Source organism: Nonomuraea sp. NPDC049709 (assembly GCF_040674815.1).
GTDB lineage: Bacteria > Actinomycetota > Actinomycetes > Streptosporangiales > Streptosporangiaceae > Nonomuraea.
Window position 1 is genome coordinate 1 of the sequence record NZ_JBFANM010000022.1, and the last position, 25,071, is coordinate 25,071.

A 25,071-nucleotide genomic window follows, 5' to 3' on the forward strand; every position below is an offset into this window, starting at 1 on the left:
GGGCCAACTTCGACCTGCTCCGCAAACGCGTCCTCCTCGCACCATAACCGCTGATCACTCACAGCAACCGGACCACAGAAAGTGCGCCAGAACCCAGTAGGGAGCTCCATCTTTACCCCCAAGCCCCGGCCTGCTTCCCAGCGGGTGGGCGACGACAGACGGGAAGGCTACAAAGGGGGAGGCATGTGGCCGGGGAAACCCCCAGCTCACCACCCCGAAACCTTGGCCCGTGTATGGCCCGCGAACAGTCAGCGACAGTGAGCACCGGTGAGACTCTACGAGACACCCGGATTCCCCCTCTCGCGCCTTTCCGCAGGTCAGACCCCACGACAACCCCCTGACCAGGGCCCCAACGATCTCTTTCCTCTATCCACAGCCGCCCTTTGTTCTTCTGTGGACGACGCTCCCGGTGGAAGACGCGCCTGTGGAAAACCTGGCGATGCATGCGGCAATCAATGGGCCGCCCGGTCCGGGGCGCGGGATACGGCGGCGGCCCGGGGGTCATTTCCCGAAGTCGTGCGCACGGCTGTCCTGGGGGTTCGGAATCTGCGCATGGGTCGGTGAACATCCGGGTGCGTACCGTGCGTTTTGTTCCGTACGCGTGTGCGCGAGGGTGAGGTCCCGGTCCGGACAGCGGGCGAGCGCGGATCATCGAGCGGGTGTGCTGACCGCCCGGATGAGACGTGGAATGTGGCGGTACAGCGGGCCGAGGCGATCGGCCGACCGGGCTGCCCAGCCACGGGCGGGATTGGCCGCCGCGGATGCGGCGGCGGCCGAGCCGGGGATCTCGTGGCGCCAGGTATACGTGCCGCTGGGCCGGTGGCGCGCGGGCGAGGGTGTCGTGTCTGGCCTGCTTCCCCGGCACTCCAGCGGCGGCCGGAGCGAGCCCGGTTGCCGACGGCGGTCGAGGCGGTACTGCGCGAAGTCATCGGCTCGCATTATCTGAACCAGGGCCGGCGTCGGTGGGCGCCGGGAGAGACGGTGGACGCCGGAAGACCGTGGACGCCCGGAAACGGTGGACGCCTGGAGACGGTGGGCGTCGGTGGTGGGTGGTTTGGGGGTCGTTGTGGGGAGGGGTGGTCAGTGGGGTGTGGGGCGGGTGATCACCATGGACTGGGCGGGCAGGTGCAAGCCCTCCTCATCCGCCGCCACCGGCTCGTCCGAAGCCAGCAGCACCGTCCCCGGCGGCAGCGGCAGCGTCACCGACTCCAGTGAGAAGTTCACCGCGACCGCCAACTCCCCTCGCCACACCAGCAGCCACTTCCCCAGCGGATCCACCTCCGCCCGCACCCGGTCCAGGCGCGGGTCCGACAGCTCGGGCAGGGCCTTGCGCAGGGCGATCAGGTCGCGGTACCAGCACAGCAGCGACCAGTGCGCCTCCTCCTTCACCTCGCTCCAGTCCAGCTTCGAACGCAGGAACGTCTCCTCGTCCGAAGGGTTCGGCGCCTCCCACACGTACCCGAACCCGTCGAACTCCCGCTCCCTCCGCGTCCCCTCGCTCTCCCGCAGCGCCGGCTCCACGTGGTCGGAGAAGAACAGGAACGGCGAGCGCGCCCCCCATTCCTCCCCCATGAACAACATCGGCGTGAACGGCGAGGTCAGGAGCAGGCCGGCGCCGAGCTTGAGCGCGGGGATCGGCAGCCGGTCGCCGGCGGGACGGTTGCCGATCTGGTCGTGGTTCTGCAGGCAGGCCACCAGCCGGTGTCCCGGCACCCCCGCGAAGGGACGGCCGTGCGCGCGGGCCCGGAAGGTCGAGTACGTCCCGTCGTGCAGCACCCCGCTCGTCAGCACCTTGGCCAGGGCCGGGAGCTGGGCGAAGTCCTGGTAGTAGCCGTGGCTCTCGCCGCTGACCGCGCAGTGCAGGGCATGGTGTACGTCGTCGTCCCACTGCGCGGTCATGCCCAGGCCACCGGCGTCGAGCGGGCGCACCATGCTCGGGTCGTTGAGGTCGGACTCGGCGATCAGGGACAGCGGCCGGCCGACGGAGCAGGCCAGCGCGTCCACCTCCTCCGAGAGCTCGGCCAGCAGGTGCTTTGCCCGCTTGTCGTGCAGCGCGTGCACGGCGTCCAGCCGCAGCCCGTCGATGTGGAAGTCGCGCAACCACTGCAGCGCGTTGCCGATGAAGTAGCGCCGCACCTCGTCGGACTCCGGCCCATCCAGGTTGACCGCTTCGCCCCAATAACTGCCGTCAAAACCAGAGAAATACGGGCCGAACGGCCGCAGGAAGTTCCCCGACGGCCCCAGATGGTTGTAGACCACGTCCAGGATGACCCCGATCCCGGCCCGATGGCAGGCGTCCACGAACGACTTGAGCCCGTCCGGCCCCCCGTACGTCTCGTTCACGGCATAGAGGTCGACCCCGTCATACCCCCAGTTACGCCCGCCCGGCACCGGCGCCACCGGCATGACCTCCACGAAGTCCACGCAGAGCTCCACCAGGTGCGGCAGCCGCTCGATGGCCGCCGCGAACGTCCCCTCCCCCGTGAACGTGCCGACGTGCAGCTCGTAGATCACCGCCCCGCGCAGGTCGCGGCCCTTCCAGTCGTGGTCGGACCAGGTGAAGCGGGCGTGGTCGTACACGGCGCTCGGCCCGAAGATCCCCTCCGGCTGCCGCCGCGTGCGCGGATCGGGGTACGGCCCGTCGCCGTCCACCATGAAGGAGTAGCGGGTGCCGTGCCCCGCCTCCGCCACCTCGGCCGACCACCAGCCCCCCGCCCCGGGCGACATCGCCCGCCGCCCGCCCAGGACGACTACCTCGACCGACGTGGCCTTCGGTGCCCAGACCTCAAAGATCATGTCTCTCCAGGAGTGAGACCGGATACTGACCGAGCAGGTGCGCCAGCGGGATCCGCCCGGTGAACAGCGCGCCGGTGAGCAGGTCCCGCCAGGTGCCCGTGGGGAGCGTCAGCGCCGTGGCGCCCCATCCCGTCGCGGCCAGGCGCACGGGGAGCCGGGTGGCGACGGCGACCGCCTGCGGCCGCTCGCCGCGGGCGAAGGCGATCACGTGCTCCGCCCGCTCGCCCTCCGCCTCCATCGGCAGGTACGGGGCCGCGCCCCCGAGCCTGCGCCGCAGCCGCAACGCCTGGGTCGTGACCAGCAGCTTGGCGGAGTCCCAGGACGTCTCGGGCTTGCGCGGGTACGTCACGGGCCGCCGGTTGTCCGGATCGACCAGCGAGAAGTCGGTCGTCTCGTTGCCCTGGTACACGTCCGGCACCCCGGGCATCATGAGCTGCACGAGCTTGGCCCCCAGCGAGTTGGACATCGCGAAGGGGTCGATGCGCTCGATGAACCCGCCGATCGGCAGGCGTACCGCGGCCTCGGCGAAGGAGCGCAGCCGCCGCTCATAGGAGGGATCCGGATTTATCCAGGAAATGGCGGTCTTGGCCTCCCGCGCGGCCTTGAGCAGGTAGTCCGTGAACCGCTCGGCCGAGATCGGCCAGGCGGCCATCAGGTTCTGCCAGGCCAGGTAGTCGAGGTGGGGGTCGAAGCTCACCTGCGCCGACCACTCCGCCACCGCCGCCGCCCACTCCCCGGGCATCTCCGACAACACCGACAGCCGCGCCCGCACGTCCTCCGACCGCTTGGTGTCGTGCGTGGACAGGGTGGTCATCGTGTACGGGGACATCTCCGCGCAGAAGTCATGGAAGTCCTCAACCGACTCCCCGAACGCGTCCGGCTCCCCGCCGACCTCGTTCAGGCAGGCCAGCGGGAACCACCGGTAGAGCGCCGTGTCCTCCACACCCTTGGCCATGACCGGCCCGCACGACTGCTGGAACCGCACGATCGACTCGGCGGAGCCGTACAGGACCTCGCGGACCAGCGGTTGCACGGCGGGCGAGCAGGACTCGGCGGCCAGCTCGACGATCTCGGCCGACTCGGGCGGCGGCGGCTCCCCCGGCACCACGTACGCCCGGTAGACCGGCATCGCGGCGAGCAGCTCGCGCACGGCGGCCGGGTCGCACGAGGCCACCCTGGCCAGCCGGTCCACCTCGGCCCCGAAGAACAGGTCGAGCACCTCCCGCTTGGCCTGCGCCATCACGGGCCGGTACTCGGCGGGCTGCCCCGTCATGTCCGCGAAAATCTTGATCAGCGGCGCCTTGCCGGCCGGATCGACGAAGAGGCCGTTGACCCGGTTGAGCACCTCGTAACCGGTGGTGCCGTCGCACGCCCAGTCGTCCGGCAGCCGCTCGGGACCGATCAGGATCTTCTCCACCACCGTCCACGCGCCGCCCACCCGGTCGCGCAGCCGATCGAGGTAGCCGCGCGGATCGGCCAGCCCGTCGGGGTGATCGACGCGCAGCCCGTCCACCAGCCCCTCGTCGAGCAGCCAGAAGATCACCTCGTGCGTGGCGAACAGCACGGACGGGTCCTCCACCCGCAGCCCGATCAGCGACGACACGTCGAAGAAGCGCCGGTAGCCGGGCCCCTCGCGCCAGTCGACCAGCCGGTAGTGCCCGGGGTGGGGATAGGCGTGCTCGTGGTAGCGCAGCACGTCGCCGTCCACGACCGGCTCGGTGTCGTCGCCCAGCACGGGCAGCGCGACCTTCCCGTCCACCCAGTCGATGTCGAACCAGTGCGCGTACGGCGAATCGGGCCCGTCCTTCAGCACCGACCAGAACTGGGCGTTCACCGTGTTCATGTGGTTCGGCACGATGTCCACCACGATGCCCAGGTCGTGGGCGGCGAGCTGCTGCGCCATCTCCCTGAAGCCGGTGGCGCCGCCGAACTCCTCGCGGATCCTGGAGTGGTCGGTGACGTCGTAGCCGTGCCGCGACTCGGGCGTGGACTGCAGGATCGGCGACAGGTAGACGTGGCTCACGCCGAGGTCGCGCAGGTAGCCGGCGATCTCCGCCACCTGGGCGAAGCCGAAGTCGGGGGTCAGCTGCACCCGGTAGGTGGAGATGGGCCTAGACACGACGCAGCACCCGTACGCTGCGGCCCGGGACCGCGATCCCCTCTCCCGCCTTGACCATCCGGGCGTCGAGCCTGATCGGCATGGCCGTGTCGATCTCCGTGTGCCACATCTCGCCGTAGTCCTTGGGGATCGTGAACTTGATCGTGTCGTAGTGGGCGTTGAAGAGCAGCAGGAACGAGTCGTCCCGGATCGGCCGGCCGCGCCGGTCGGGCTCGGTGATGGCGTCGCCGTTGAGGAAGACGGCCAGCGACTTCGCGTATCCCACGTGCCAGTCGCCGTCGGTCATCTCCTCCCCTGAGGGGGTGAGCCACGCGATGTCGCTCAACCCACGCACCGGCTTGCCATAGAAGAACCTCCTTCGCCGGAAGACGGGATGCTTCTTCCTGAGCTCGGCCAGGCTCTGCGTGAACTCCAGCAGCAGCCAGTTCTCCCTGACGTCCGACCAGTCCACCCAGGTCAGGTCGTTGTCCTGGCAGTAGCCGTTGTTGTTGCCCCGCTGCGTACGGCCCAGCTCGTCGCCGTGCGAGAGCATCGGCACGCCCTGCGACAGGAAGAGCGTGGTGAGGAAGTTGCGCTTCTGCTGCTCGCGCAGCGACTCGATGGCGATGCCCGCCGGGCCCTCCTCGCCGCAGTTCCAGGACCGGTTGTCGTCGGTGCCGTCGCGGTTGCCCTCCTTGTTGGCCTCGTTGTGCTTGTTGTTGTACGAGACCAGGTCCTGCAGGGTGAACCCGTCGTGGCAGGTCACGAAGTTGATCGAGGCGGCGGGGCGGCGGCTGTCGTCCTGGTAGAGGTCGCTCGACCCGGTGAACCGGGAGCCGAACTCGGGCAGCGTGGCCGCCTGCCCCCGCCACAGGTCGCGGATCGTGTCGCGGTAGCGGCCGTTCCACTCGGTCCACCGGGACGGGAAGTTCCCGACCTGGTAGCCGCCTGGGCCCACGTCCCACGGCTCGGCGATCAGCTTGACCTGCGACAGCACCGGGTCCTGCTGCACCAGGTCGAAGAACGAGCTCAGCCGGTCGACCTCGTGCAGCTCCCGCGCCAGCGTCGAGGCCAGGTCGAACCGGAACCCGTCCACGTGCATTTCGATGACCCAGTAACGCAGCGAGTCCATGATCATCTGCAGGACGTGCGGCGAGCGCATGAGCAGGCTGTTGCCGGTGCCGGTGGTGTCGACGTAGTAGCGCTTGTCGTTCTGGACCAGCCGGTAGTAGTCGGGATTGTCGATCCCCCTGAACCCCAGCGTCGGCCCGAGATGGTTGCCCTCGGCGGTGTGGTTGTAGACGACGTCGAGGATGACCTCGATGCCCGCCTCGTGCAGCCCCCTGACCATGGCCTTGAACTCCAGCACCTGGCCCCCGCGCTGCCCCTGGCTGGAGTAACGGTTGTGCGGCGCGAAGAACCCGATCGAGTTGTAGCCCCAGTAGTTGGACAGCCCGCGCTGCTCCAGGATGTGGTCGGTGACGAACTGGTGCACCGGCATCAGCTCCAGCGCCGTCACGCCGAGCTTGGTGAGGTGGTCGAGGATCTCGGGGTGGTGCAGGGCCGCGTACGTGCCGCGCAGGTGCCGGGGGATCTTGGGATGGCTGATCGTCAGCCCCCGCACGTGGGCCTCGTAGATCACGGTGTCGTGGTACGGCGTCGCGGGCGGCCGGTCGTGGCCCCACCCGAAGAACGGGTTGATCACGATCGAGCGCGGCACATAGGGGGCGGAGTCGAGGTCGTTCCTGGTGTCCGGCTGGCCGAAGCGGTAGCCGTACACCGCCTCGTGCCACCGCACGCCGCCCTCGATGGCCATGGCGTACGGGTCGAGCAGCAGCTTGGCCGGGTTGCAGCGCAGCCCGCGCGACGGGTCGTAGGGCCCGTGGACGCGATAGCCGTACCGCTGGCCGGGGCCGATGCCCGGCAGGTAGCCGTGCCAGATGAACCCGTCCACCTCGGTGAGCGGCACCCGCGACTCGACGTTGTCCTCGTCGAACAGGCACAGCTCCACCTTGTCCGCGACCTCGGTGTAGAGCGAGAAGTTCGTCCCCGCACCGTCGTAGGTAGCCCCGAGTGGATAGGGGTCTCCCGGCCAGATCTCGATCATCGAGGCTCCCTTGCGGTCTCTCCCCATGTTCCGTTCCCCCGCTCCACCCGACAACCCCGGGCCCCACTGATCACCATGTTCCTTCCCACGCTGCACCGATGATCACTCAGATCGAGATCAAAGCCCGAGGTCAAAAGGGGTGGACCGCCCCCGACGGCGCGGTATCGGAGGCGGCCCACCCGTCCAGCATCGTTTGCGAGCGCCGCTCTGGGCTACATGCGAATGTCATGGGCGGTTTCAAACAGTTCTTACTTCGCGGCAACATCGTCGAGCTCGCCGTGGCGGTGATCGTCGGCGCCACGTTCAGCGGCCTCGTGCAGGCGCTGGTCAGCGACCTGATCACCCCCTTGATCGGCGCGATCACCGGGGGCCGACAGCCGAACTTCGCCGACTACTCCTTCACGGTCAACGGCAGTGTGTTCAGGTACGGCGACTTCCTCAACCACCTGATCACCTTCCTGATCATCGCGGCCGTCGTCTACTGGCTGGTCGTGGCCCCGATGACCCGGCTCATCAGCCTGTTCAACCGGGACCAGGCGGCCACGACCAAGCAGTGCCCCGAATGCCTGTCCGACATTCCCGCCGAGGCCCGCCGGTGCGCGAGCTGCACGGTGGAGCTGGTGCCGGATTCGGAAAAACCCAGGCAGTGACACGCGACCGGCGGCACCGGTTCGGCAAGATGGACCGATGAGCGTTGAGTTGATGGTCTGGGACGAGCCGGTGCCGATCAGCAGGGACCAGGCGCGTGCGACGTACCTGGCGGTCAAGCGGACCGAGCCGGGGGGCGGTGACGTGCCCGACGTCGCCAAGGAGCTGCCCGGGGAGATCACGCTCTATCCGGGACACGCGCTGGTGACCATGGACCTGGACACGATGGACGAGATGTCCGCCCAGGTCTTCACGATCGCCCGCGCCCACGGCCTGGTCTGCTACGACCCCCAGCGCGACCTGGTGCACAACGTGGCGCCGCTGGGGGTCTACGAGGGCATGCAGCTGCACACGGGCGACGGCATGATCGTCAACGACCCGGACCTCGGGCTCGTCCACGACGTGCTGGGCACCCTGTCGCCGCAGAACCCGTTCGTGGCGCTGGTGAACTTCGGGCAGCACTTCCTGCAGGTCTCGCCGGGATACGAGCTGGAGTACAAAGAGGGCACGCTCGTCCGCGCGATGGTGCCGGAGCTGGCGGAGGTGCGGCAGGCGTTCCACGAGTACGCGACGGGCGACCGCTCGTTCCTCGCTCGCTACGAATTCGGAAAGTAAGGCAGGATCAGGGCCTATGAGAACCCTGTACCCGCCCATCGACCCGTACGACTCCGGCCTGCTCGACGTCGGCGACGGCAACCAGATCTACTACGAGGTCTGCGGCAACCCCCACGGCAAACCGGCCGTCATGCTGCACGGCGGCCCCGGAGGCGGGTGCAGCGCCAAGCACCGCCGCCAGTGGAACCCCGAGCTCTACCGGATCGTCCTGTTCGACCAGCGCAACTGCGGCCGGAGCCTGCCGCACGCCTCCGACCCGGCCACCGACCTGAGCGCCAACACGACCTGGAACCTGGTGGCCGACATGGAGCGGCTGCGCGAGCACCTCGGCATCGACAGGTGGCAGGTGTTCGGGGGGTCGTGGGGCAGCGCGCTCGCGCTGGCGTACGCGCAGACGCACCCCGAGCGGACGACCGAGCTGGTGCTGCGCGGGATCTTCACCCTGCGGCCCCAGGAGCTGCGCTGGTTCTACCAGGAGGGCACCTCCGAGCTGTTCCCCGACCTGTGGGAGCGCTTCGTCGCCCCCATCCCGGAGGAGGAGCGGGGCGACCTGATCGCGGCCTTCAGGAAGAGGCTGGAGGGGCCGGACGCGGACGCCAGGCTGGCGGCGGCCAAGGCCTGGGCCCAGTGGGAGGGCGGCACGGTCACGCTGCTGCCCGACCCCGCGCTGGTCGAGGAGTTCGGCGAGGACAAGATGGCCGTCGCCTTCGCCAGGATCGAGAACCACTACTTCACCCACAGCGGCTGGTTCGAGCCCGGCCAGCTCATCAGGGACGTCGGCAAGATCCGGCACATCCCGGCGGTGATCGTGCAGGGCCGCTACGACGTGTGCACGCCCATGGCCACGGCCTGGGACCTGCACAGGGCGTGGCCCGAGGCCGAGCTGCACGTGGTCGACGCCGCCGGGCACGCCTACTCCGAGCCCGGCGTCCTCGACCGGCTCATCGCGGCGACAGACGGGTTCGCATGAGGCGTACCGCGGGGGTGACGGCCCCGACCAGCAGCAGCGCGAACAGCGGTGCGAGCGCCAGCCCCAGCAGGAACCCCGCGGCCACGTCGTGCGGATAGTGCACGCCGACGAACACCCGCGAGAACGCCATGACCGCGGCCAGCGGGAACACCGCCCACGCCAGGGCCCGCCAGGCCAGCACGAGCGTGGCCGCCGCGCCCGCCGCGATCACGGAGTGGTTGCTGGGGAAGGACCAGTCGTCCGAGGGCGGGCACACGGCGATCGTCGTGATCCCGCCCCGGCACGGCCGGTCCTCCCGGACGAGGAGCTTGACGACCTCGCTCACCACGTACGCGGCCACGATCCCGGCCGGTCCCGCGACCACGAGCGCCAGGTCACGCGCCGGCCCCCGCCACGCCCGCAGCGCCGCCACCACGAAGAGGGCCGCGAACACGAATAACCCCGCGTCCGTGCCGACCTCGGCGAGCGTGTGGAGCCATGCGGGCGTGGTGAGAGAGAAGTCGACGATGTCCTGGTACAACACGTGTCCAATCCGTGAATAGGCAATGGACACGACCTTACGAACTCAACCCGTCAAACGCCTCCACCAAAAGGTGGAAAGATCCTCAGGACAGGAGCCGGCGGGCCAGGGCGGCGTGCTTCGTCTCCAGCTCGCCGCGGGTGATCAGCCCCCGGTCGAACGCCTCGGTGGTGGCGTCGCGCTCGGCGACGTAGTAAGCCGCCATGATCTCGCTGCGGAGCGGCGTGAACCCGCGCTCCACGCAGTCGGAGAAGACGGTGGCCTTCTTCTCCACGGTGTCGAGGGCCACCGTGCAGGCCAGGTCACGCTCTTTGAGCTGCTGAACCGCTTCACGGAGCGTGACGGGGCCGAGGGACCCGTTGAACCGGGTGTCAAGGGTGATCTTCACGTTCTTTGCGCCTCCGTATGTTGACAACGCTCCCCATAAAGCCGCGTATTCCCTGTTCAGAGCGGGTAAGAGGGGTGTCGTGATCGGAGCGCACGTGATCGTCGGCTACACGAATGACGCGGGCGGGAGCGACGCTCTCGCCCTCGGCTCCGCGATCACGCGCGTGACCGGCGGCGAGCTCACCGTCGCCACGATCTACCCGCCGGGCAGCCCCGGCCTGGCGGTCGAGGCGCAGGCCAACCTGGCGCACGCGGCCGAGGAGCTCGGGCCGGTCACCGCCGAATACATCACGTACGAGAGCAGGGGCTCCGGGCGCGGGCTGTCGGTGGTGGCCAGCCGGATCAGGGCGGACCTGATCGTGGTCGGCTCCGCCTCCGGCGGGGCACCCGGCCGCATCGCGATCGGCGCCACCTCCGACCACCTGCTGCACCTGTCGTCGGAGGCGGTCATGCTGGCGCCCGCCGGTTACCTCCCGCCCACCGAGCCCGCCCGTCTCACGCTGGCCTACGTGCACCGGCCGCAGTGCGACGCGGCCGTCGGGCAGGTGGCCCAGGCGGCGCTGCGGCTCGGCGTGCCGCTCCGGCTGATCACGCTCGACCTGCGCACGGAGGACCAGGGCAAGCTCCGCGACGACCTCGCGCTGGCCGTGCGGCTGGCGTGGGAGAAGACCGGGATCGAGGCGGAGTCGGAGGTGGCCGAGGGGCACGACGTGGCGGCCGCGCTGCGGGACGTCGAGTGGCTGGAGGGCGAGCTGCTGGTCTGCGCGGCCAGCGAGGACGCGCAGCCGCACCGGGTGTTCCTCGGCGAGCTGGCCATGAAGGTGCTGCGCGCGTCCGCCTGCCCCGTCACCGTCCTGCCCCGGGGGTTCTCCTAGGCTTGCGGGTGTGTTACTGGCCCGTGTGATCGTCGTGGCGGTGCTGGCCGCCCTGTCCAGCGTTTACGTCCTGGCTGGCGCCGCCGGGGCGGTCCTCGTCTTCGCGGTGCAGTGCCTCTACACGCTCTGGGCCAGGAAGTGGTGGTTGCTGGCCGCGCAGGCCGCGCTCGTCTCCTGGGTGACGCTGGGGACCGGGGCGTCCGTGGTGGTGCTGGGCTACCTGGCCGGCTCGCTGCTGGTGACCCGGTTGTGGGCGCTGGCGCCCGGGGTGGTGTTCGGCGCGGTCGTCATCGCGTACGCGCGGGGCGGCGACGTGATCACGACCCTCGACCTGGCGATCACCACGATCCTCATGACGCTGATCGTCCCCGGCCTCATCCGGCTGGTGGAGCGGGTGGACGAGCTGCACGCCACCCGCCTGGCGCTGGCCGCCGCGGCGGTGGGCGAGGAGCGGCTGCGCATCGCGGCCGAGCTCAGCGACGGGCTGGGGCGCGGCCTGGACACCATCATCGGCGGGGTGCGCCGGGCCCTGGCCGGAGCGGGGACCGCCGAGCTGGGCGAGGTGGTGGCCACGGCACGGCAGTCGCTGGCCGACGCCCGCGCGGCGGCGGCCGGCTTCCGCGCGATGTCGCTGGCCCCCGAGCTGACCACGGCCAAGGCCATGCTGGCGGCGGCGGGGGTGGCCGTGGAGGTGCGCTCCGGGCACACCGAGCCGCTGGGACCGGCGGGGGCGCTGCTCGCGGCCGTGCTCCGGGAGGCCGTCACCGACGTCGTACGCCACGGCGCCGCCCGTACCTGCGTGATCGAGACCTCCGAGGAGGCCGGCACGGTGGGCCTGCGCGTCACCGACGACGGCCGCCGCACCGCCGAGGACGACGCCCTGGCCGACCTCGCCCGCCAGGTACGGGCCGCGGGCGGCCGGCTCGCGAGCGGCCTGTCCGACCAGGGCCGCCACACCGTCGAGGCCACCGTGCCCGCGCCCCAGCGCCGCCCGGAGAAGCGCGAGCCCGCCGACATGTCCGTGCTGCTGCTGGCCGCCGTGCTGGTCGGGTTCGGCGTCAAGGCGCTGCTCCGGATGCCGCCGCCCCTGCTGGTGCCCGGCGCCGCGATGCTGGCCGTGATCGTGGTCATGCAGCTCAGGTCCGTCACCGGCCGCCACATGACGGCGCTGGCCGTCATGGCCGTGCTCACCTACGCGCCGGTCCCGGTGTTCGGGCCGATCTGGCTGGGCGCGAGCGGCTTCCTGGCCGGGCCGGTGCTGCTGGCCTTCCGCCCCCGGATCGCCTGGCCGCTCGTGGCCGCCGTCGTGGCCTCGACCGCCGCCATCGCCGCCCTGTTCGGCCTGCCCCTCCCCCAAGGCGCGAACGTCACCCTGAGCACCCTGGTCACCGGCCTGGTCGTCTACAGCCTGCTGCGCCTGGCCCGGATCGCCAAGGAGCTCCAGGCGGCCAGGGAGGACCTGGCCCGCTCGGCCGTGGTCGAGGAGCGCCTGCGGGCCGCCCGCGACCTGCACGACCTGCTCGGACACAGCCTGGCCGCCATCCTGCTCAAGTGCGAGCTGGCCCGCCGCCTCCCGCCGGAGCGGGCTCGGGCGGAACTGGCGGAGGTGCTGGAGATGGCCGAGCGCGCCGGACACGACCTGCGCTCGGTCTCCGGCGAGCAGCGCGACCTGTCGCTGGCCGCCGAGGCGGAGTCGGCCGCGTCCATCCTGCGCGCGGCCCGCGTGGAGGTCACCGCCGACCTGGCCCACCCGCCCCTGCCTGCCGAGGTCGAGACCGTGCTCAGCGCCGTGCTGCGGGAGGCGGTGACGAACGTCCTGCGCCACAGCACCGCCCGCCGCTGCTCGATCTCGACGGCGGCCGACGGCGGCCTGGTGCGGCTGACCGTGCGCAACGACGGCGCCCGCCCGGGCGAGGCCCGCCGCGGCTCGTCGGGCCTGGGCAACCTGACCACCCGCCTGGCCGCCCTGGACGGCCGGCTCACCACGGGCGTCGAGGACGGCTGGTTCCGGCTCGACGCCCGGGCGCCCTACCTAGATCCAGCCGGACTCGGTGGCGATGCGGACGGCGTCGGTACGGTTGCGTGCGTTTAGCTTGGCCACGACGGCCGTCAGGTAGTTGCGCACGGTCCCCGGCGTCAGGTGCAGCTGCGCGGCGATGTCCGGGGCGTCGGCGCCCCCCGCCACCAGCCGCAGCACGTCGGCCTCGCGCGGCGTGAGCGGGTTGTCGGCCAGGTCCCAGGCCGTGACGGCCAGCGCCCGGTCGAGCACTCGCTTGCCGCCGGCCACCTCCCGGATCGCGCCGATCAGCTCCTCCGGCGGCGCGGTCTTCAGCATGAACCCGCCCACCTGCGCCGCCAGCGCCCGCTTGAGGTGCGCCGGCTTGCCGTGCCCGGTGAGCATGAGCGTGCGGCAGGCGGGCACGCGGGCGTGGATGCGGGCGGCGGCCTCCAGGCCGTCGAACTCGCCCGGCATGTCGATGTCCAGGACGGCGACGTCGGGCAGTTCCACCGCGGCCGAGGCGACGGCGGCCGCGCCCGACTCGACGGTGGCGACGACCTCCAGGTCCGGTTCCAGGTCGAGCAGGGCCGCCAGCGCGCCCCTGATGACGGCCTGGTCCTCGGCTACGAGTACGCGAATCACGCACACATTGTCCACCAGTGTCCAGATCATGATGACGTCATGGGTCACCGGTGACGGCGTCTCTGGGGCGCGTACCCGCTGGTCGGCACGCTTGGAGACATGACAGACGCAGTCCGGTTGGACGCCGTGAGCAAGGTGTACGGGAAGGGTCAGGGCGCGGTGGCGGCCCTGCGCGAGGTGTCGGTGGGCATCCCCCGCGGCTCCTTCACCGCCGTGATGGGCCCGTCGGGCTCGGGCAAGAGCACGTTCCTGCACTGCGCGGCGGGGCTGGACGTGCCGTCGTCCGGCTCGGTGCGCCTCGGCGGGACCGAGCTGTCCGGGATGGGCGAGACCGAGCTCACCGAGCTGCGCAGGCAGCGCGTCGGCTTCGTCTTCCAGGCGTTCAACCTGATCTCCGCGCTCGACGTGGTCGAGAACGTCACCCTGCCCCTCCGCCTGTCCGGCGTCCGCGTGGAGCCGGGCCGGCTGGCGGAGATCCTGCGCCGGGTGGGCCTGGACGGCCGCGCCGGGCACCGGCCCGCGCAGCTGTCCGGCGGCCAGCAGCAGCGGGTGGCCATCGCCAGGGCGCTGATCACCGCCCCCGAGGTGGTCTTCGGCGACGAGCCGACCGGCGCGCTGGACACCATGACCGCCAGGGACGTGCTGCGGCTGCTGCGCGAGGTGGTGGACGGGCTCGGCCAGACCGTGGTGATGGTGACACACGACCCGGTGGCGGCCTCGTACGCCGACACCGTGCTGTTCCTGGCCGACGGCCGGATCGTGGACGCCATGACCGGCCCGACCGCGGAGAAGGTGGCCGGGCGGATGACCGGGCTGGGAGCGTGGAAGTGATGATGGCGTTCGCGTTGAAGACGCTGAGGAACCGCAAGGGCGCGTTCGCCGGGGCCTTCGTGGCGCTGCTGTGCGCCGCCGCGCTCATGTGCGCGTGCCTGATGCTGCTGGAGACGGGGCTGCGCGGCACGGTCGCCCCCGAGCGGTACGCGGGCGCCCCCGCGATCGTGGCCGCCGACCAGTACGTCCGCGAGACCGTCGACAAGGGCGACGGCGAGACCAAGACCAAGGCCAAGCCGCTGTCGGAGCGCGCCTGGCTGCCCGGGACCGTCGTCGAGACCCTCCGGCGCACGCCCGGCGTGTCGAAGGTGGTCACCGAGGTGACCTTCCCGTTCGGGGAGTACACCGGGCACGGCTGGGAGTCGGCCGCGCTCACCCCGTTCACGATCGAGCGGGGACGCGAGCCGCGGGTCGCCGGCGAGGTGGTGGTGGACGCCCGCGCCGGGCTGGAGGTCGGGTCTCGGCTGCGCGGCTACCGGGTCGTGGGCGTCACCGCGCAGGCCCTGCCCAGCCAGGACACCGTGTTCTTCAGCACCGCCCAGGCCCGCCGCCTGGCCGGGCACCCCGGCCGGGTCAGCGCCGCCGGAGTCTTCCCCGGCCTGTCCCGCGCGCCCCAAGGAGCCGTGCTGTACACCGGCGAGGCGCGCGGCACGCTGGAGTTCCTGGACGCGGAGCAGGCGCGGGTCCAGCTGATCAGCATGGGAGGCGCGCTGGCCGGCACCTCGCTGCTGGTGGCGATCCTCGTCGTGGTGGGCACGTTCGCCCTGTCGATCCAGCAGCGCCACCGCGAGCTGGCGATGCTGCGCGCCGTGGCCGCCACGCCGGGGCAGGTGCGCAAGCTGGTCGGCGGCGAGGCGCTGCTGGTCGGCGTGCTGGCCGGGGTGCCCGGCGCGGCGGCCGGCCTCGGGCTCGGCCTGTGGCTGCACGCCACGTTCGTGGCGCTGGGCGCGACCCCGGCGAACCTGGGCCTGGTCGTGAGCCCGTTCCCGCCGCTGCTGGCGCTGGTCGCCGCGGTGGGCGCGGCCTGGATCGCGGCCCGCGTCTCGGCCCGCCGCCTGACCCGGATCCGGCCGGTCGAGGCGCTCGGCGAGGCCGCGCTCGACGGCGGGCGGCTGCCGTGGTGGCGGCTGGTGGCCGGGCCGGTGCTGGTCGCCGGCGGCGTGGTGCTCACGCTGGTCCTGTCCGGGCTGGACACCGAGGCCGCGGCCACGCCGGTGACCATGCTGACCGCGCTGGTCTGGACGGTCGCCATGACCGTGCTCGGCCCGCTGGTCGCCAGGGCGGCGCGGCTGATCCCGCTGCGGGCCGCCGGCGCCAGCGGCTTCCTGGCCGCCCGGAACCTGCGCGCCACGCCCAAGTCGCTGGCCTCCCTGCTGTCGCCGCTCACCCTGATGGTCGCGATGACGTGCACGATCCTGTTCACCCAGACCACGATGGGCCACGCCGCGCAGGAGCAGGCCGACGCCGGCACCCGCGCCGGCTACGTGCTGCCGGGTGCCTCCGCCGAGCAGGTCCGCCGCATCCCCGGCGTCGAGGCCGTCACGCAGGTGCTGCGCACGTCGATCCGGGTCGGCCTGGACAAGTACGGCGCGCAGGCCGTCACCTACGACCCCCGCACGATGGACCTGGGGATCGTCGGCGGCTCGATGGACGGGTTCGGCGCGGGCTCGGTCGCGCTCAGCGGCACCGCCGCCGGCCACCTCGGCCTCGCACCCGGTGACCGGGTGAGCCTCACGCTGGGCGACGGGACCCCCGCCACGCTGAAGGTGGCCGCCGTCTACTCCCGCGGCCTGGGCTTCGGCGACGTGACGCTGCCGTACGAGCTCGTCGCCGACCACGTGGACGACCCCGCGGGCACCCTGCTGGTGTCGGCGCCCACGCTCACGAAGGCCGACCTGGGCGCGGTCGCGCCGGTCCTGGACCGCGCCGAGGCCGCCGAGGTGGCCGCCGCCAACCCGCAGGTCACGTTCGTGGCGCTCGGCCTGATCATCGCCTTCACCGCGATCGCCGTGGTCAACACGCTGGCCATGGCCACGTCGGGCCGGACCAGGGAGCTGGCCGTGCTCCGGCTGGCGGGCACCACCCGGCGGCAGGTCCTGCGCATGCTGCGCCTGGAGACGCTCTGCGCGGTCCTGACCGCCGCGGTGGCGGGCACGGCGATCGCCCTGGTGACGCTGGCGGCGTTCGGGGCGGGGATGACGGGCTCGGCCACGCCGTACGTGCCGCCGGTGGCGTACGGTCTGGTGATCGCGGCGGCGGCGGGACTGGCCCTGCTGTCCACGTCCCTGCCCGCCCGCCTGGCCCTCAGGGCCCGCCCAGCGGACGCCGTCTCAGCCGCCTGACCCCCGGATGACCTGCTCGTACAGATCCAGGTACCGGTCGGCCATCACCGACGGCGAGAAGCGGCGGCGGGCCTCACGGCGGCACTCCTCCGGGTCCAGCTCGTGCACCCGCAGCACCCACTCGGCCAGCTCCTCCTCGGTGTCGGCGAGGAAGCCCGTGCGGCCGTGGTCGATGATCTCCGGGAGGCAGCCGCGGCGCAGGCCCACCGGGGGCACCCCGAGCGCCAGCGCCTCCACGACGGCCGTGCCGCCCGGCTCGTCCCACTGGATGGGGAAGAGCGCCGCGCGGGCCGAGGCGTACAGGTGGTCCCTGGCGTCGCCGCCCACCGCCCCCACCCACCGGACCAGCTCCCCGTCGAGATAGCGGGCCACCTGGTCGAGGTGGTAGCGCACGTCGGGGTGGCTGTGCAGCGGGTGGTACGGGTCCTGGGCGACGACGTCCAGCTCGGCGGGGGTGTTGCGGCCGCTCACCGGGCCGGCCAGGACCAGCGGCAGGCCGAGCTTCTGGCAGATCCGGGCCGCCACGTGCTGGCCCTTGAGCCCGCAGATGCGGCCCATGACCACCAGATGGTCGCCCTGGTCCGTGCGCAGGTCGCGGTCCGCCAGCGGGCTGGCCAGGTGGACGGCCCCGAGCGCGGCCGCCCGCAGGGCCTCGGGGGCGCGGACGAGCTGCGACTCCGAGACGCCGTTGACCGCGATGGAGGACGGGAACGCGCCGTAGAAGGCCGGGTGCTTGTGCAGGTCCCAGTGCAGGGTGTGCAGGACGGGCGGCCCGCCGTACGCCGACAGCACCGCCGGGCCGACCACTTCCACGTGGTCGTGGACCAGGTCGATGTCGTCGCGCCGGCGCAGCTCGGCCACCACCCGGGCCAGGTGCGCGTGCGCGATGCCCATCACCTGGTTGTACGGCTTCTGCAGCTCCGCGAACTGCTCGGCGGCGTACGCGCTGATCAGCTCGTCCACCTCGAGCGTGCTGGAGCCGACGGTGGCCAGCACCACGCTCACGCCGCGCTCGCGCAGCGCGGGCACCAGCGTGGCCACCACGTTCTCGATCCCGCCGTAGCCGGAGGGCGGGACCGCGAGCCAGGGCCCCGCGTTCACCAGGACTTTCATGCCACGTCCTCCTCAAGTACGAGGGACGCGAGCGGAGGTCGCTCCGCCACGGCCACGTCCACCAGGTCGGCCTGCCCTTCGAGCCCGTACTGCAGCAGCGTGTGGGACGGGGGTTCCGACGCCAGCACGCGGCCCTGGCGCTCCAGGCGGGACCAGGCGGTGAGCATGATCTGCCCGGCCATCCGGCCGAGCGCGGCCATCGACTGATGAGTGTGCGTGCGGTGTCCCAGGTCCACCTGGGCCATCGCGTCCAGCCCGATGAGCTGGAGGAGGTCGACGAGGAGCCCGAACTCCACGCCGTACTCGGTGACGAAGGGCACCTGTTCGAGCACCTCGCGCCGGGCGGCGTACTCGCCGCCGAGCGGTTGGGCGAAGCCGGCGAGTTCCGGCCAGAACATATTGAGCAACGGCCTGGCCACCAGCTCGGTCACGCGCCCGCCGCCACCGCGCTGGATGACGCCGTCCGCCCCGGTGTAGGGCCGTTCGTAGGTTGCCTTGACGAAATGTGTGTCGCCGTTCACCAGCAGTGGTCCCACCAGGCCCGACACGTAGTGCGCGCCGAAGCTGCGCAGGTCCGCGTCGACGAAGGCGACGATGTCACCCTTGGAAGCGGCCAGCCCCTTCCACAACGCCTCGCCCTTGCCCGTGAGTGGCGGCAGGCCCGAGAGCACCTCGTCCTGCGCCACCACGCGCGCGCCCGCCTCCCGGGCCCGATCCGCGGTGGCGTCGGTGGAGTTGGAGTCGACCACGAGGATCTCGTCGACGAGTCTGCTGCGCTCGACGAGGTCCCGGCGGATCACGGTGACGATGTCGCCTACGGTGCGCTCTTCGTCACGAGCGGGCAGGACAACGCTTACCGTGGTGTTTCCCTTGGCCATCATTAAGGCGTCCACCGGCCACTCGGCTGCCGTGCTCGAGTGCGGGCCGTACCACTCCTGGACCCTGGCCAAGGCTCGCAAATCTGTCTCCATGCATCAGCCCCGATCTCATGAGGTCCCAGCTTCTGCCCGATCTATAGGCTCCTGAACATGTTTGTTTGATTCAGCCCAGAAGTGGCATATGCCGGGTTGTGTCCCCAATGACCCGTGTCGGCATCGTGGGTGCCGGAAATGTCGCCGCTCGCCATGCCGACGTCCTGTCCAGTTTCCCCGATGTCACGATCGCTGGAATCGCCGACACCGATCCCCACAGGGCCGAGGCGCTGGCCTCGAAGCATGGCACCCCCGCCTACGGCGGCCATGCCGACCTGCTCAGTGCCGGCGGTCTCGATGCTGTCTACGTCTGTGTGCCTCCTTTCGCGCACGGTAACGCGGAACATGATGTTCTGTCGTGCAATCTCCCGATTTTCGTGGAAAAACCCCTTTCTCTTGACCTCCAAACCGCAGAAAGGATCGCGTCCGAAATCGAGCGGAGATCCCTGCCCTCCGCCGTCGGACACCATTGGCGTTATCTCGACATCGCCAAACATGCCCGCGACCTGCTGGCCGGCCGCCCGGTACGCCTCGCACTCGGCCACTGGCTGGACAAGGTGCCCCCGGTCGGCTGGTGGCTGGACGCGAGCCGGTCCGGCGGCCAGATCGTGGAGCAGGCGGTCCACGTGCTGGACCTGGCGCGGCTCCTGGTGGGCGAGGTGTCCATGGTGCACGCGGTACCCGCCGACAACAGCGTGGACGGTGAGGTGGACCGGGCCACGGCCGCGGTGCTGCGCTTCGCCGGCGGCGCGGCCGGGCTGCTGGCCACCTCCTGCCTGCTCGCCCACAAGCACCGGGTGGGGCTGGAGGTGTGCGCCGACGGGATCGCGCTGGAGCTCAGCGAGACGCGGCTGGTCGTGGACGGCGAGCGGGTGGTCGAGGACGACGGTCAGGCGAAGACGCGGGTGGACCGGGAGTTCATCAACGCGGTGCAGGGCAAGCCGGCCGACGTCCGCGTACCGTACAGGGAGGCGCTGCGCACCCACCGCCTGGCGCTGGCGCTCGCACGCTCTGCCGCCGAACGGAGGCCGGTGACGCTGGATGACTGAGATCCTGAGCATCGAGGGGCCGGGTGAAGTGTGCCTGGTCGAGGAGAAGCTGCCCGACGTGCCCGACGGCGGGTTCATGGTGGCGACCACGCACAGCGGCGTCTCGGCCGGCACCGAGCTGACCTACGTCAAGGGCACCAACCCCTACCTCGGCGCGACCTGGGACCCGGCGCTCGGCCTGTTCATGGAGGGCGAGCCGTCGGTGTCCTATCCGGTGCGCGGCATCGGCTACATGCAGGTCGGCCTGGTGGTCGAGACGCGGACCCGGGCCGTACGGGAGGGCGCGCTGGTCGCGATGTGCTACGGCCACCGCACGGCGTACGTGGCCGACCCGATGGCGGACAGGTTCGTGGAGCTGCCGGACGACCTCGACCCCATGCTCGGCATCTACGTCGCCCACATGGGCCCGATCTGCGCCAACGGCCTCCTGCACGCGGCCCACGACCTGCACGGCCCGGCCGTGGGGCAGCTGGGCGACGGCGTGCGCGGGCGACGGGTGGCGGTCGTGGGCGCGGGCGTGGTCGGGCTGCTGACGGCCTGCTTCGCCCTGTCCAGCGGCGCCGCCGAGGTCGTCGTCGTGGACGAGACCCCGGCCAGGCTCGCGATCGCCGAGGCGCTCGGCGCGAACGTGCTGGCCGCCGACGACGACCCGGCCGTCACCCTCAAGCGCCGCTGGCGCCACGGTCCCGGCGACCGCGGCGCCGACGTGGTCTTCCAGTGCCGCGGCCAGGCCCGGGCGCTGGCGCTCGGGCTGCGGCTGCTGCGCCCCCAGGGCACGCTGGTGGACCTGGCCTTCTACACGCAGGGCGCCCAGGAGGTGCGGCTCGGCGAGGAGTTCCACCACAACGGCCTGACGGTGCGGTGTGCCCAGATCGGCCGGGTGCCGCGCGGCCTGGCGCACGCCTGGGACAGGGAGCGGCTCTCGCACGAGACGATCAACCTGCTCAGGGAGCGCGGCGGGCCGCTACGCGAGCACGTGATCACCGACGTCATCGGTTTTGCAGAGGCTCCACGTTTCCTGACCGGCCTCGCGACCGGACGGCTTCAGACCGTTCAGGCTGTGCTCTGCGACCAGGTCGAGGATGAGGGCGGCTGACCAGCTGAAGTCCCGGCAGCCGTGACCGCGCAGCGTGAGCGGGTTGAAGTATTCCCGGAAGCCCGACAGGCACACCGCGCGCATCATCGCGTCGGCGAGCGGTCTGGCCAGGTCGGGGCGGCGGTCCTGGAGCCCGTGCCAGACCAGCCAGCTCAGGTTGATCCAGCTCGGGCCCCGCCAGTAGCGGGCCGGGTCGAACTCGGCCGCGTCCGGGGCGTAGCTGGGCAGCACCATGTCCTTGAGCCCGAACCGGTCGAGCGCGGTCGTGATCAGCGCGTCGGCCACCTCGGCCGGCAGGCCGGGCAGCACGAGCGGCGTCAGCCCGGCCGCGCTGCTGGAGCGGATCAGCGCACCCGTGTGCACGTCGCGGGCCTGGAAGAGGCGGCCGTCGAAGAGGTGCTCGACCATGGCGAGGGTGATCGCGGCGGCCTCGCGCTCGTGCGGCTCGGGGTCCAGCCCGCACACCTCGGCGATCTTGGCCAGCGTCACTTCCGCGAGCCCGTACGCGGCGTTGAACAGCGGGTCCTCGACCTGGAACGCGCCAGGCTCCTGGTAGCCGGAGTCGCGATATGCCTGGGCGAGCTCGATGTAGAGCTCGTAGTCGCGATCGGTGGGCCGCTCGTCGGCGCTGACCGTCTCGAGGTCCCTGCGGACGAAACCGGCCGCCCCCGTCTTCACCTCCCGCAGCGGCGCGTCCCAGGCCGGGCTGTTGTCCATGCCCGACTCCCAGGGGTGCACGATCGAGATCAGCCCCTCGGGGGAGCGCCGGGCCGCGCGCAGGAACTCCTGCTGCGCCACCAGCCGGGGGTAGATCCGGCGCAGGAAAGCGGGATCGGGCTCGGCCAGGTGCGTCCGCCACGCGGCCAGCGCGTGCACCGGGGGCTGGACGATGCCGGAGGTCTGGACCCCGGACGGCGCCCGCGTCCGCCAGAACTCGGGCCCGGGGAAGTAGGCGCCCTCCGGCACCGCCGGGTTGAACACGATGTGCGGCACCCTGCCGTCACCCCACTGGGCACCGAACAGTGTGAGCAGCTCCGACCTGGCCCTACGCGGCGACCAGCGGGCGTTGCCGATCGCGATGAAGGCGGAGTCCCAGCTCCACTGGTGGGGGTACAGGCGACGGGAGGGAACCGTGTAAGCGCCATCCCAGTTGCTCACTAGGACGCGCACGGCGTCGCGAAGGATCATAGATATTTCCTGATGAAGGCCGCTGTTTGGGGAAGGACGATCTCGGGCTCGCCACGCAGGCGGCATTCGAGGGCGAGGTAGCCCTCGTACCCGACGGCGTCCAGGGTGGCCAGCTGCGCGCCCCAGTCGAGGTGACCGGTGCCCGGCTGGTTCCTGTTGGACTCGCTGATCTGCATGTGCGCGATGTAGGGGGCCGCGTCCACCAGGGAGCGGCAGGGGTCGTCCTCCTCGATGTTCATGTGGTAGGTGTCGCCGACGACCCTGATCGAGTCCATGGCGCAGTAGGAGACCGCCTCGGCGAGCGAGTTGACCATGTGGTTCTCGTAGCGGTTGAGCGGCTCCAGCATGATCAGCACGCCGTTGCGGTGCGCGTGCTCGCCGAGGATGCCCAGCGCCTCGGTCAGCACCTCGCGGTCCTCCTCGGGGCTGCGCGGGGGCTCGAACGGCGGGAGCCGGCGCGAGAACTGGCCCCAGGAGGCCGGGGTCATGACGCCGATGCCGCCGAGCTCGGCGATCACCGTGAGCTGCGACCTGAGCTGCTGGATGGCGTCCTTGCGCTTGGCCGGGTCGAAGTCGCCGATGAAGTGGGGCATGTCCACGCACACCGTCGGCATCACCACGCCGTCGGCCAGCGCGCGCTTGAGCTCGGTCAGCCGGCCGGCGAAGTGGAAATCACCCTTCCCGCGCAGCTCGATGGCGTCGAACCCGGCGTCGAGCGCGAACGAGAACTTTTCCTGCAGGCTGCGGCCAGGCAGAAGCTGCTCCTGTACGGCGAGCTTCACAGTCACTCCTCAAATTCGAAGACGAGCTGGAGCACCTCGGACTGGTGCTTGTCGAGCAGGTCGAAGGCGTCGGCGGCCCGGTCCACGGGCATGACGTGGGTGATGAGCTCACCCGCGTCGATCTCTCCGCGGTGCACGAGCTCCATGAAGGTGCGCTGCAGGCGCTCGACGTCCCACCGGTGCGCCAGCCAGGAGGCGACGCCGCCGATCTGGGAGGAGACGAGCTGGACCTGGTTGTGGTGGAACTCCTCACCGAGCCGCAGCCCGATGCCGTCGCCCTGGTAGAACCCGGCCGCCACGACCCGGCCGCCCTTGCGGACGGTCCTGATCGCCTCGTGCAGGCCGAGGTGGCTGCCGCTGAGCTCGATGGCGGTGTCGGCGCCCTCGACGCGCTTGCGCATGAACTCGGCCACCGAGCCGGAGGCCACGTCGAACGTCTCGGCCGCGCCGAACCTCCTGGCCAGCTCCAGCCGGTCGGGGATGGAGTCGGCGGCGACCACCCGGGCGCCGCTGAGCACGGCCAGGCGGGTGGCGAGCAGCCCGATGACGCCCTGGCCGAAGATCGCGACCTGGTCGCCCAGGTGCACGTCCGCGGCGTGGACCGCGTTGAGCGCGATGGCGCCCACGCGGGCGAAGACCCCGGTCAGGGGGTCGGCGCCGGGGGGCAGGACGTGGCCGACGAGCTTGTCCGCCGGGACGACGGCCTCGGCGCGGTGGCCCCAGATGCCCCACACCAGGCTGCCGACCGGCGGATCGGCCACATCGGGCGCGGCCTCCACCACCTCGCCGACCTCTTGGTAGCCCCAGCCCGCGAGCGGGTACGCATGGGTCTGGCCCTCGACGAAGAGCCGACGCTCGGTGTCCCATTTGCGATTGAGGTATGGATTGGTCCCGCGATAGGCGGTGAGTTCGGTGCCCGCTGAGACTCCTGAATAGAGAGTGCGAACCCGCACTGTGCCCGGGCCGAGATCGGCGGGCGACTCCAGGCTGACGCGGACATGGCCTGGCTCTTCGAAGGTGATGACGCGCATTCCCCACACTTACGCTTTTTGATCAAACAAAAGTCAAAGATTTAGTACTTGTTTGCACACGATAGTTGCGCTGGTAACACTCGTAAGTCTACGACTTCCGTCGGAGGTGACTGATGAAATTGGGGTTTCTGACAGCGTGTCTTCCGGAAAGCGACCTTACCGACATAGCGCATTGGGCGGCGAACCAGGGCTTCGAGGCCCTGGAAGTCGCGGGTTGGCCGTCTTCGGATGACCGAAATCACATCAGAGTAGATCGTTTCGACGACGCCGAATGTGATCGAGTCGGGCGAATCTTCGCGGAGACCGGACTGACGCTTTCCTCGATCGCGTACTACGAGAACAATCTTCACCCTCACGAAGGGCCGCAGGTGAACGCGCACGTGAGGGCCTGTGTGGACGCGGCTGCCGCGCTCGGCTGCCCCACGGTCGGCACGTTCGTGGGCCGCGACCCGGGCCTGCCGGTGCGCGAGAACCTGAAGCGGGCCACGGATGTCCTCGGTCCGCTCGTCGAGTACGCCACGGAACGGGGGGTCAAGATCGTCATTGAGAACTGCGTGATGAAAAGCTGGCATCCCGATGGCTATCCGGGCAACCTGGCCTACTCCCCCGAGCTGTGGGAGTGGATGTTCACGCTGGGGCTCAAGCTCAACTACGACCCCTCACACCTGGTGGCGCTCGGGATCGATCCGGTCGCGGCGCTGACCCCGTACATCCCGAACATCGCGCACGTCCAGGCCAAGGACACCCAGTTCCTGCCGGGCAAGATCGACCGGTACGGCTTCTACGGCCCCGTCAGCGGCGAGAAGGGCTGGTACCGCTTCCGCGTGCCCGGCCTCGGCCAGGTGGACTGGACCGCGGTGATCGACGCGCTCTACGAGGGCGGATACGACGGAGTGGTCTCGGTGGAGCATGAGGATCCCGTGTGGAGCGGCAGCACGGAGAGAGTACAGACCGGTCTCGGTATCGCCTACCGCACGTTGCGCCATCTGATCCAGGGGTAAGGGCGGCATA

The 25,071-nt window shown here is 71.0% G+C and carries 20 protein-coding genes and 1 pseudogene; 11 read left to right on the top strand and 10 right to left on the bottom strand.

What is annotated here, in order from left to right:
* Nucleotides 1-1,080: 1,080 nt before the first annotated feature.
* From treZ to glgX, 3 genes are read right to left on the bottom strand one after another with little or no spacing between them, the layout of a single operon-like run.
* On the bottom strand, nt 1,081-2,796 hold the full coding sequence (gene treZ, locus AB0J69_RS22870; protein WP_364120447.1) for a malto-oligosyltrehalose trehalohydrolase: 1,716 nt from the start codon (nt 2,794-2,796) through the stop codon (nt 1,081-1,083).
* The gene (gene treY, locus AB0J69_RS22875) at nt 2,786-4,915 is read right to left on the bottom strand and encodes a malto-oligosyltrehalose synthase (RefSeq protein WP_364120450.1); all 2,130 of its coding nucleotides are present in this window, start codon (nt 4,913-4,915) and stop codon (nt 2,786-2,788) included. The genes treZ and treY overlap by 11 nt, the downstream gene beginning before the upstream one ends.
* Nucleotides 4,908-7,001 (bottom strand): glycogen debranching protein GlgX, encoded by a 2,094-nt coding sequence (gene glgX / locus AB0J69_RS22880; protein ID WP_364120453.1) that lies wholly within the window; start codon nt 6,999-7,001, stop codon nt 4,908-4,910. Before glgX ends, treY begins: the two co-directional genes overlap by 8 nt.
* 227 nt (nt 7,002-7,228) lie before the next feature.
* Here glgX and mscL point away from each other — a divergent pair, with 227 nt between their 5' ends.
* The 3 genes from mscL to pip are packed head-to-tail and all read left to right on the top strand — an operon-like array spanning nt 7,229 to nt 9,234.
* Complete coding sequence (gene mscL, locus AB0J69_RS22885) at nt 7,229-7,651, top strand: large conductance mechanosensitive channel protein MscL (protein WP_364120456.1); 423 nt, start codon at nt 7,229-7,231, stop codon at nt 7,649-7,651.
* A 37-nt stretch (nt 7,652-7,688) separates the two neighbouring features.
* Complete coding sequence (locus AB0J69_RS22890; RefSeq protein ID WP_364120459.1) at nt 7,689-8,264, top strand: hypothetical protein; 576 nt, start codon at nt 7,689-7,691, stop codon at nt 8,262-8,264.
* Nucleotides 8,265-8,280: 16 nt separating this feature from the next.
* Complete coding sequence (pip, locus tag AB0J69_RS22895; protein WP_364120461.1) at nt 8,281-9,234, top strand: prolyl aminopeptidase; 954 nt, start codon at nt 8,281-8,283, stop codon at nt 9,232-9,234.
* On the opposite strand, the gene AB0J69_RS22900 is transcribed toward pip, so the two are convergent.
* A complete protein-coding gene (locus AB0J69_RS22900; protein WP_364120464.1) occupies nt 9,206-9,757 on the bottom strand; it encodes a phosphatase PAP2 family protein in 552 nt (183 codons plus the stop codon). The two genes, pip and AB0J69_RS22900, sit on opposite strands and share 29 nt — an antisense overlap.
* A gap of 82 nt (nt 9,758-9,839) precedes the next feature.
* Nucleotides 9,840-10,142, bottom strand: a complete 303-nt coding sequence (locus tag AB0J69_RS22905) for a hypothetical protein (RefSeq protein ID WP_364120466.1) — start codon at nt 10,140-10,142, stop codon at nt 9,840-9,842.
* A gap of 79 nt (nt 10,143-10,221) precedes the next feature.
* Between AB0J69_RS22905 and AB0J69_RS22910 the strand changes: the two genes are divergently transcribed.
* The gene (locus tag AB0J69_RS22910; protein ID WP_364120469.1) at nt 10,222-11,016 is read left to right on the top strand and encodes a universal stress protein; all 795 of its coding nucleotides are present in this window, start codon (nt 10,222-10,224) and stop codon (nt 11,014-11,016) included.
* A gap of 10 nt (nt 11,017-11,026) precedes the next feature.
* Nucleotides 11,027-13,108 (top strand): histidine kinase, encoded by a 2,082-nt coding sequence (locus AB0J69_RS22915; RefSeq protein WP_364120472.1) that lies wholly within the window; start codon nt 11,027-11,029, stop codon nt 13,106-13,108.
* Here the strand turns inward: AB0J69_RS22915 and AB0J69_RS22920 are convergent.
* On the bottom strand, nt 13,049-13,657 hold the full coding sequence (locus tag AB0J69_RS22920) for a response regulator transcription factor (protein ID WP_364120851.1): 609 nt from the start codon (nt 13,655-13,657) through the stop codon (nt 13,049-13,051). The two genes, AB0J69_RS22915 and AB0J69_RS22920, sit on opposite strands and share 60 nt — an antisense overlap.
* Nucleotides 13,658-13,756: 99 nt before the next feature.
* Here AB0J69_RS22920 and AB0J69_RS22925 point away from each other — a divergent pair, with 99 nt between their 5' ends.
* A complete protein-coding gene (locus tag AB0J69_RS22925; RefSeq protein WP_364120475.1) occupies nt 13,757-14,488 on the top strand; it encodes an ABC transporter ATP-binding protein in 732 nt (243 codons plus the stop codon).
* Complete coding sequence (locus tag AB0J69_RS22930; RefSeq protein ID WP_364120854.1) at nt 14,488-16,830, top strand: FtsX-like permease family protein; 2,343 nt, start codon at nt 14,488-14,490, stop codon at nt 16,828-16,830. Before AB0J69_RS22925 ends, AB0J69_RS22930 begins: the two co-directional genes overlap by 1 nt.
* On the opposite strand, the gene AB0J69_RS22935 is transcribed toward AB0J69_RS22930, so the two are convergent.
* Nucleotides 16,819-17,943, bottom strand: coding sequence for a glycosyltransferase (locus AB0J69_RS22935; protein WP_364120478.1), 1,125 nt, complete (start codon nt 17,941-17,943; stop codon nt 16,819-16,821). The two genes, AB0J69_RS22930 and AB0J69_RS22935, sit on opposite strands and share 12 nt — an antisense overlap.
* Nucleotides 17,940-18,893, bottom strand: a complete 954-nt coding sequence (locus AB0J69_RS22940) for a glucosyl-3-phosphoglycerate synthase (RefSeq protein WP_364120857.1) — start codon at nt 18,891-18,893, stop codon at nt 17,940-17,942. Before AB0J69_RS22940 ends, AB0J69_RS22935 begins: the two co-directional genes overlap by 4 nt.
* A gap of 128 nt (nt 18,894-19,021) precedes the next feature.
* On the opposite strand from AB0J69_RS22940, the pseudogene AB0J69_RS22945 reads away from it, so the two are divergent.
* From AB0J69_RS22945 to AB0J69_RS22955, 3 genes and pseudogenes are all read left to right on the top strand, one after another.
* Nucleotides 19,022-19,321: pseudogene (locus AB0J69_RS22945) on the top strand (Gfo/Idh/MocA family oxidoreductase); the annotation flags it as partial.
* 150 nt (nt 19,322-19,471) lie between these two features.
* Nucleotides 19,472-19,963 carry a Gfo/Idh/MocA family oxidoreductase gene (locus AB0J69_RS22950; protein WP_364120860.1) on the top strand — a complete coding sequence of 164 codons (492 nt, stop codon included), beginning with the start codon at nt 19,472-19,474 and terminating at the stop codon, nt 19,961-19,963.
* A complete protein-coding gene (locus AB0J69_RS22955; protein WP_364120481.1) occupies nt 19,956-21,059 on the top strand; it encodes a zinc-binding alcohol dehydrogenase in 1,104 nt (367 codons plus the stop codon). Before AB0J69_RS22950 ends, AB0J69_RS22955 begins: the two co-directional genes overlap by 8 nt.
* Nucleotides 21,060-22,243: 1,184 nt before the next feature.
* Here the strand turns inward: AB0J69_RS22955 and AB0J69_RS22960 are convergent.
* Together AB0J69_RS22960 and AB0J69_RS22965 are read right to left on the bottom strand one after the other, a co-directional pair.
* A complete protein-coding gene (locus AB0J69_RS22960; RefSeq protein WP_364120484.1) occupies nt 22,244-23,029 on the bottom strand; it encodes a sugar phosphate isomerase/epimerase family protein in 786 nt (261 codons plus the stop codon).
* Nucleotides 23,030-23,031: 2 nt separating this feature from the next.
* Nucleotides 23,032-24,060, bottom strand: coding sequence for a zinc-binding dehydrogenase (locus tag AB0J69_RS22965; RefSeq protein WP_364120487.1), 1,029 nt, complete (start codon nt 24,058-24,060; stop codon nt 23,032-23,034).
* A 113-nt stretch (nt 24,061-24,173) separates the two neighbouring features.
* On the opposite strand from AB0J69_RS22965, the gene AB0J69_RS22970 reads away from it, so the two are divergent.
* Nucleotides 24,174-25,061 (top strand): sugar phosphate isomerase/epimerase family protein, encoded by an 888-nt coding sequence (locus AB0J69_RS22970; protein ID WP_364120490.1) that lies wholly within the window; start codon nt 24,174-24,176, stop codon nt 25,059-25,061.
* The last annotated feature ends 10 nt before the right edge of the window (nt 25,062-25,071 follow it).

What these genes read in the sequence shown, in the direction of transcription:
- treZ (WP_364120447.1), bottom strand. Translation starts at nt 2,796, where the DNA reads ATGATCTTTGAGGTCTGGGCACCGAAGGCCACGTCGGTCGAGGTAGTC.
- glgX (WP_364120453.1), bottom strand. Translation starts at nt 7,001, where the DNA reads ATGATCGAGATCTGGCCGGGAGACCCCTATCCACTCGGGGCTACCTAC.
- mscL (WP_364120456.1), top strand. Translation starts at nt 7,229, where the DNA reads ATGGGCGGTTTCAAACAGTTCTTACTTCGCGGCAACATCGTCGAGCTC.
- AB0J69_RS22890 (WP_364120459.1), top strand. Translation starts at nt 7,689, where the DNA reads ATGAGCGTTGAGTTGATGGTCTGGGACGAGCCGGTGCCGATCAGCAGG.
- pip (WP_364120461.1), top strand. Translation starts at nt 8,281, where the DNA reads ATGAGAACCCTGTACCCGCCCATCGACCCGTACGACTCCGGCCTGCTC.
- AB0J69_RS22925 (WP_364120475.1), top strand. Translation starts at nt 13,757, where the DNA reads ATGACAGACGCAGTCCGGTTGGACGCCGTGAGCAAGGTGTACGGGAAG.
- AB0J69_RS22930 (WP_364120854.1), top strand. Translation starts at nt 14,488, where the DNA reads ATGATGGCGTTCGCGTTGAAGACGCTGAGGAACCGCAAGGGCGCGTTC.
- AB0J69_RS22935 (WP_364120478.1), bottom strand. Translation starts at nt 17,943, where the DNA reads ATGAAAGTCCTGGTGAACGCGGGGCCCTGGCTCGCGGTCCCGCCCTCC.
- AB0J69_RS22955 (WP_364120481.1), top strand. Translation starts at nt 19,956, where the DNA reads ATGACTGAGATCCTGAGCATCGAGGGGCCGGGTGAAGTGTGCCTGGTC.
- AB0J69_RS22965 (WP_364120487.1), bottom strand. Translation starts at nt 24,060, where the DNA reads ATGCGCGTCATCACCTTCGAAGAGCCAGGCCATGTCCGCGTCAGCCTG.
- AB0J69_RS22970 (WP_364120490.1), top strand. Translation starts at nt 24,174, where the DNA reads ATGAAATTGGGGTTTCTGACAGCGTGTCTTCCGGAAAGCGACCTTACC.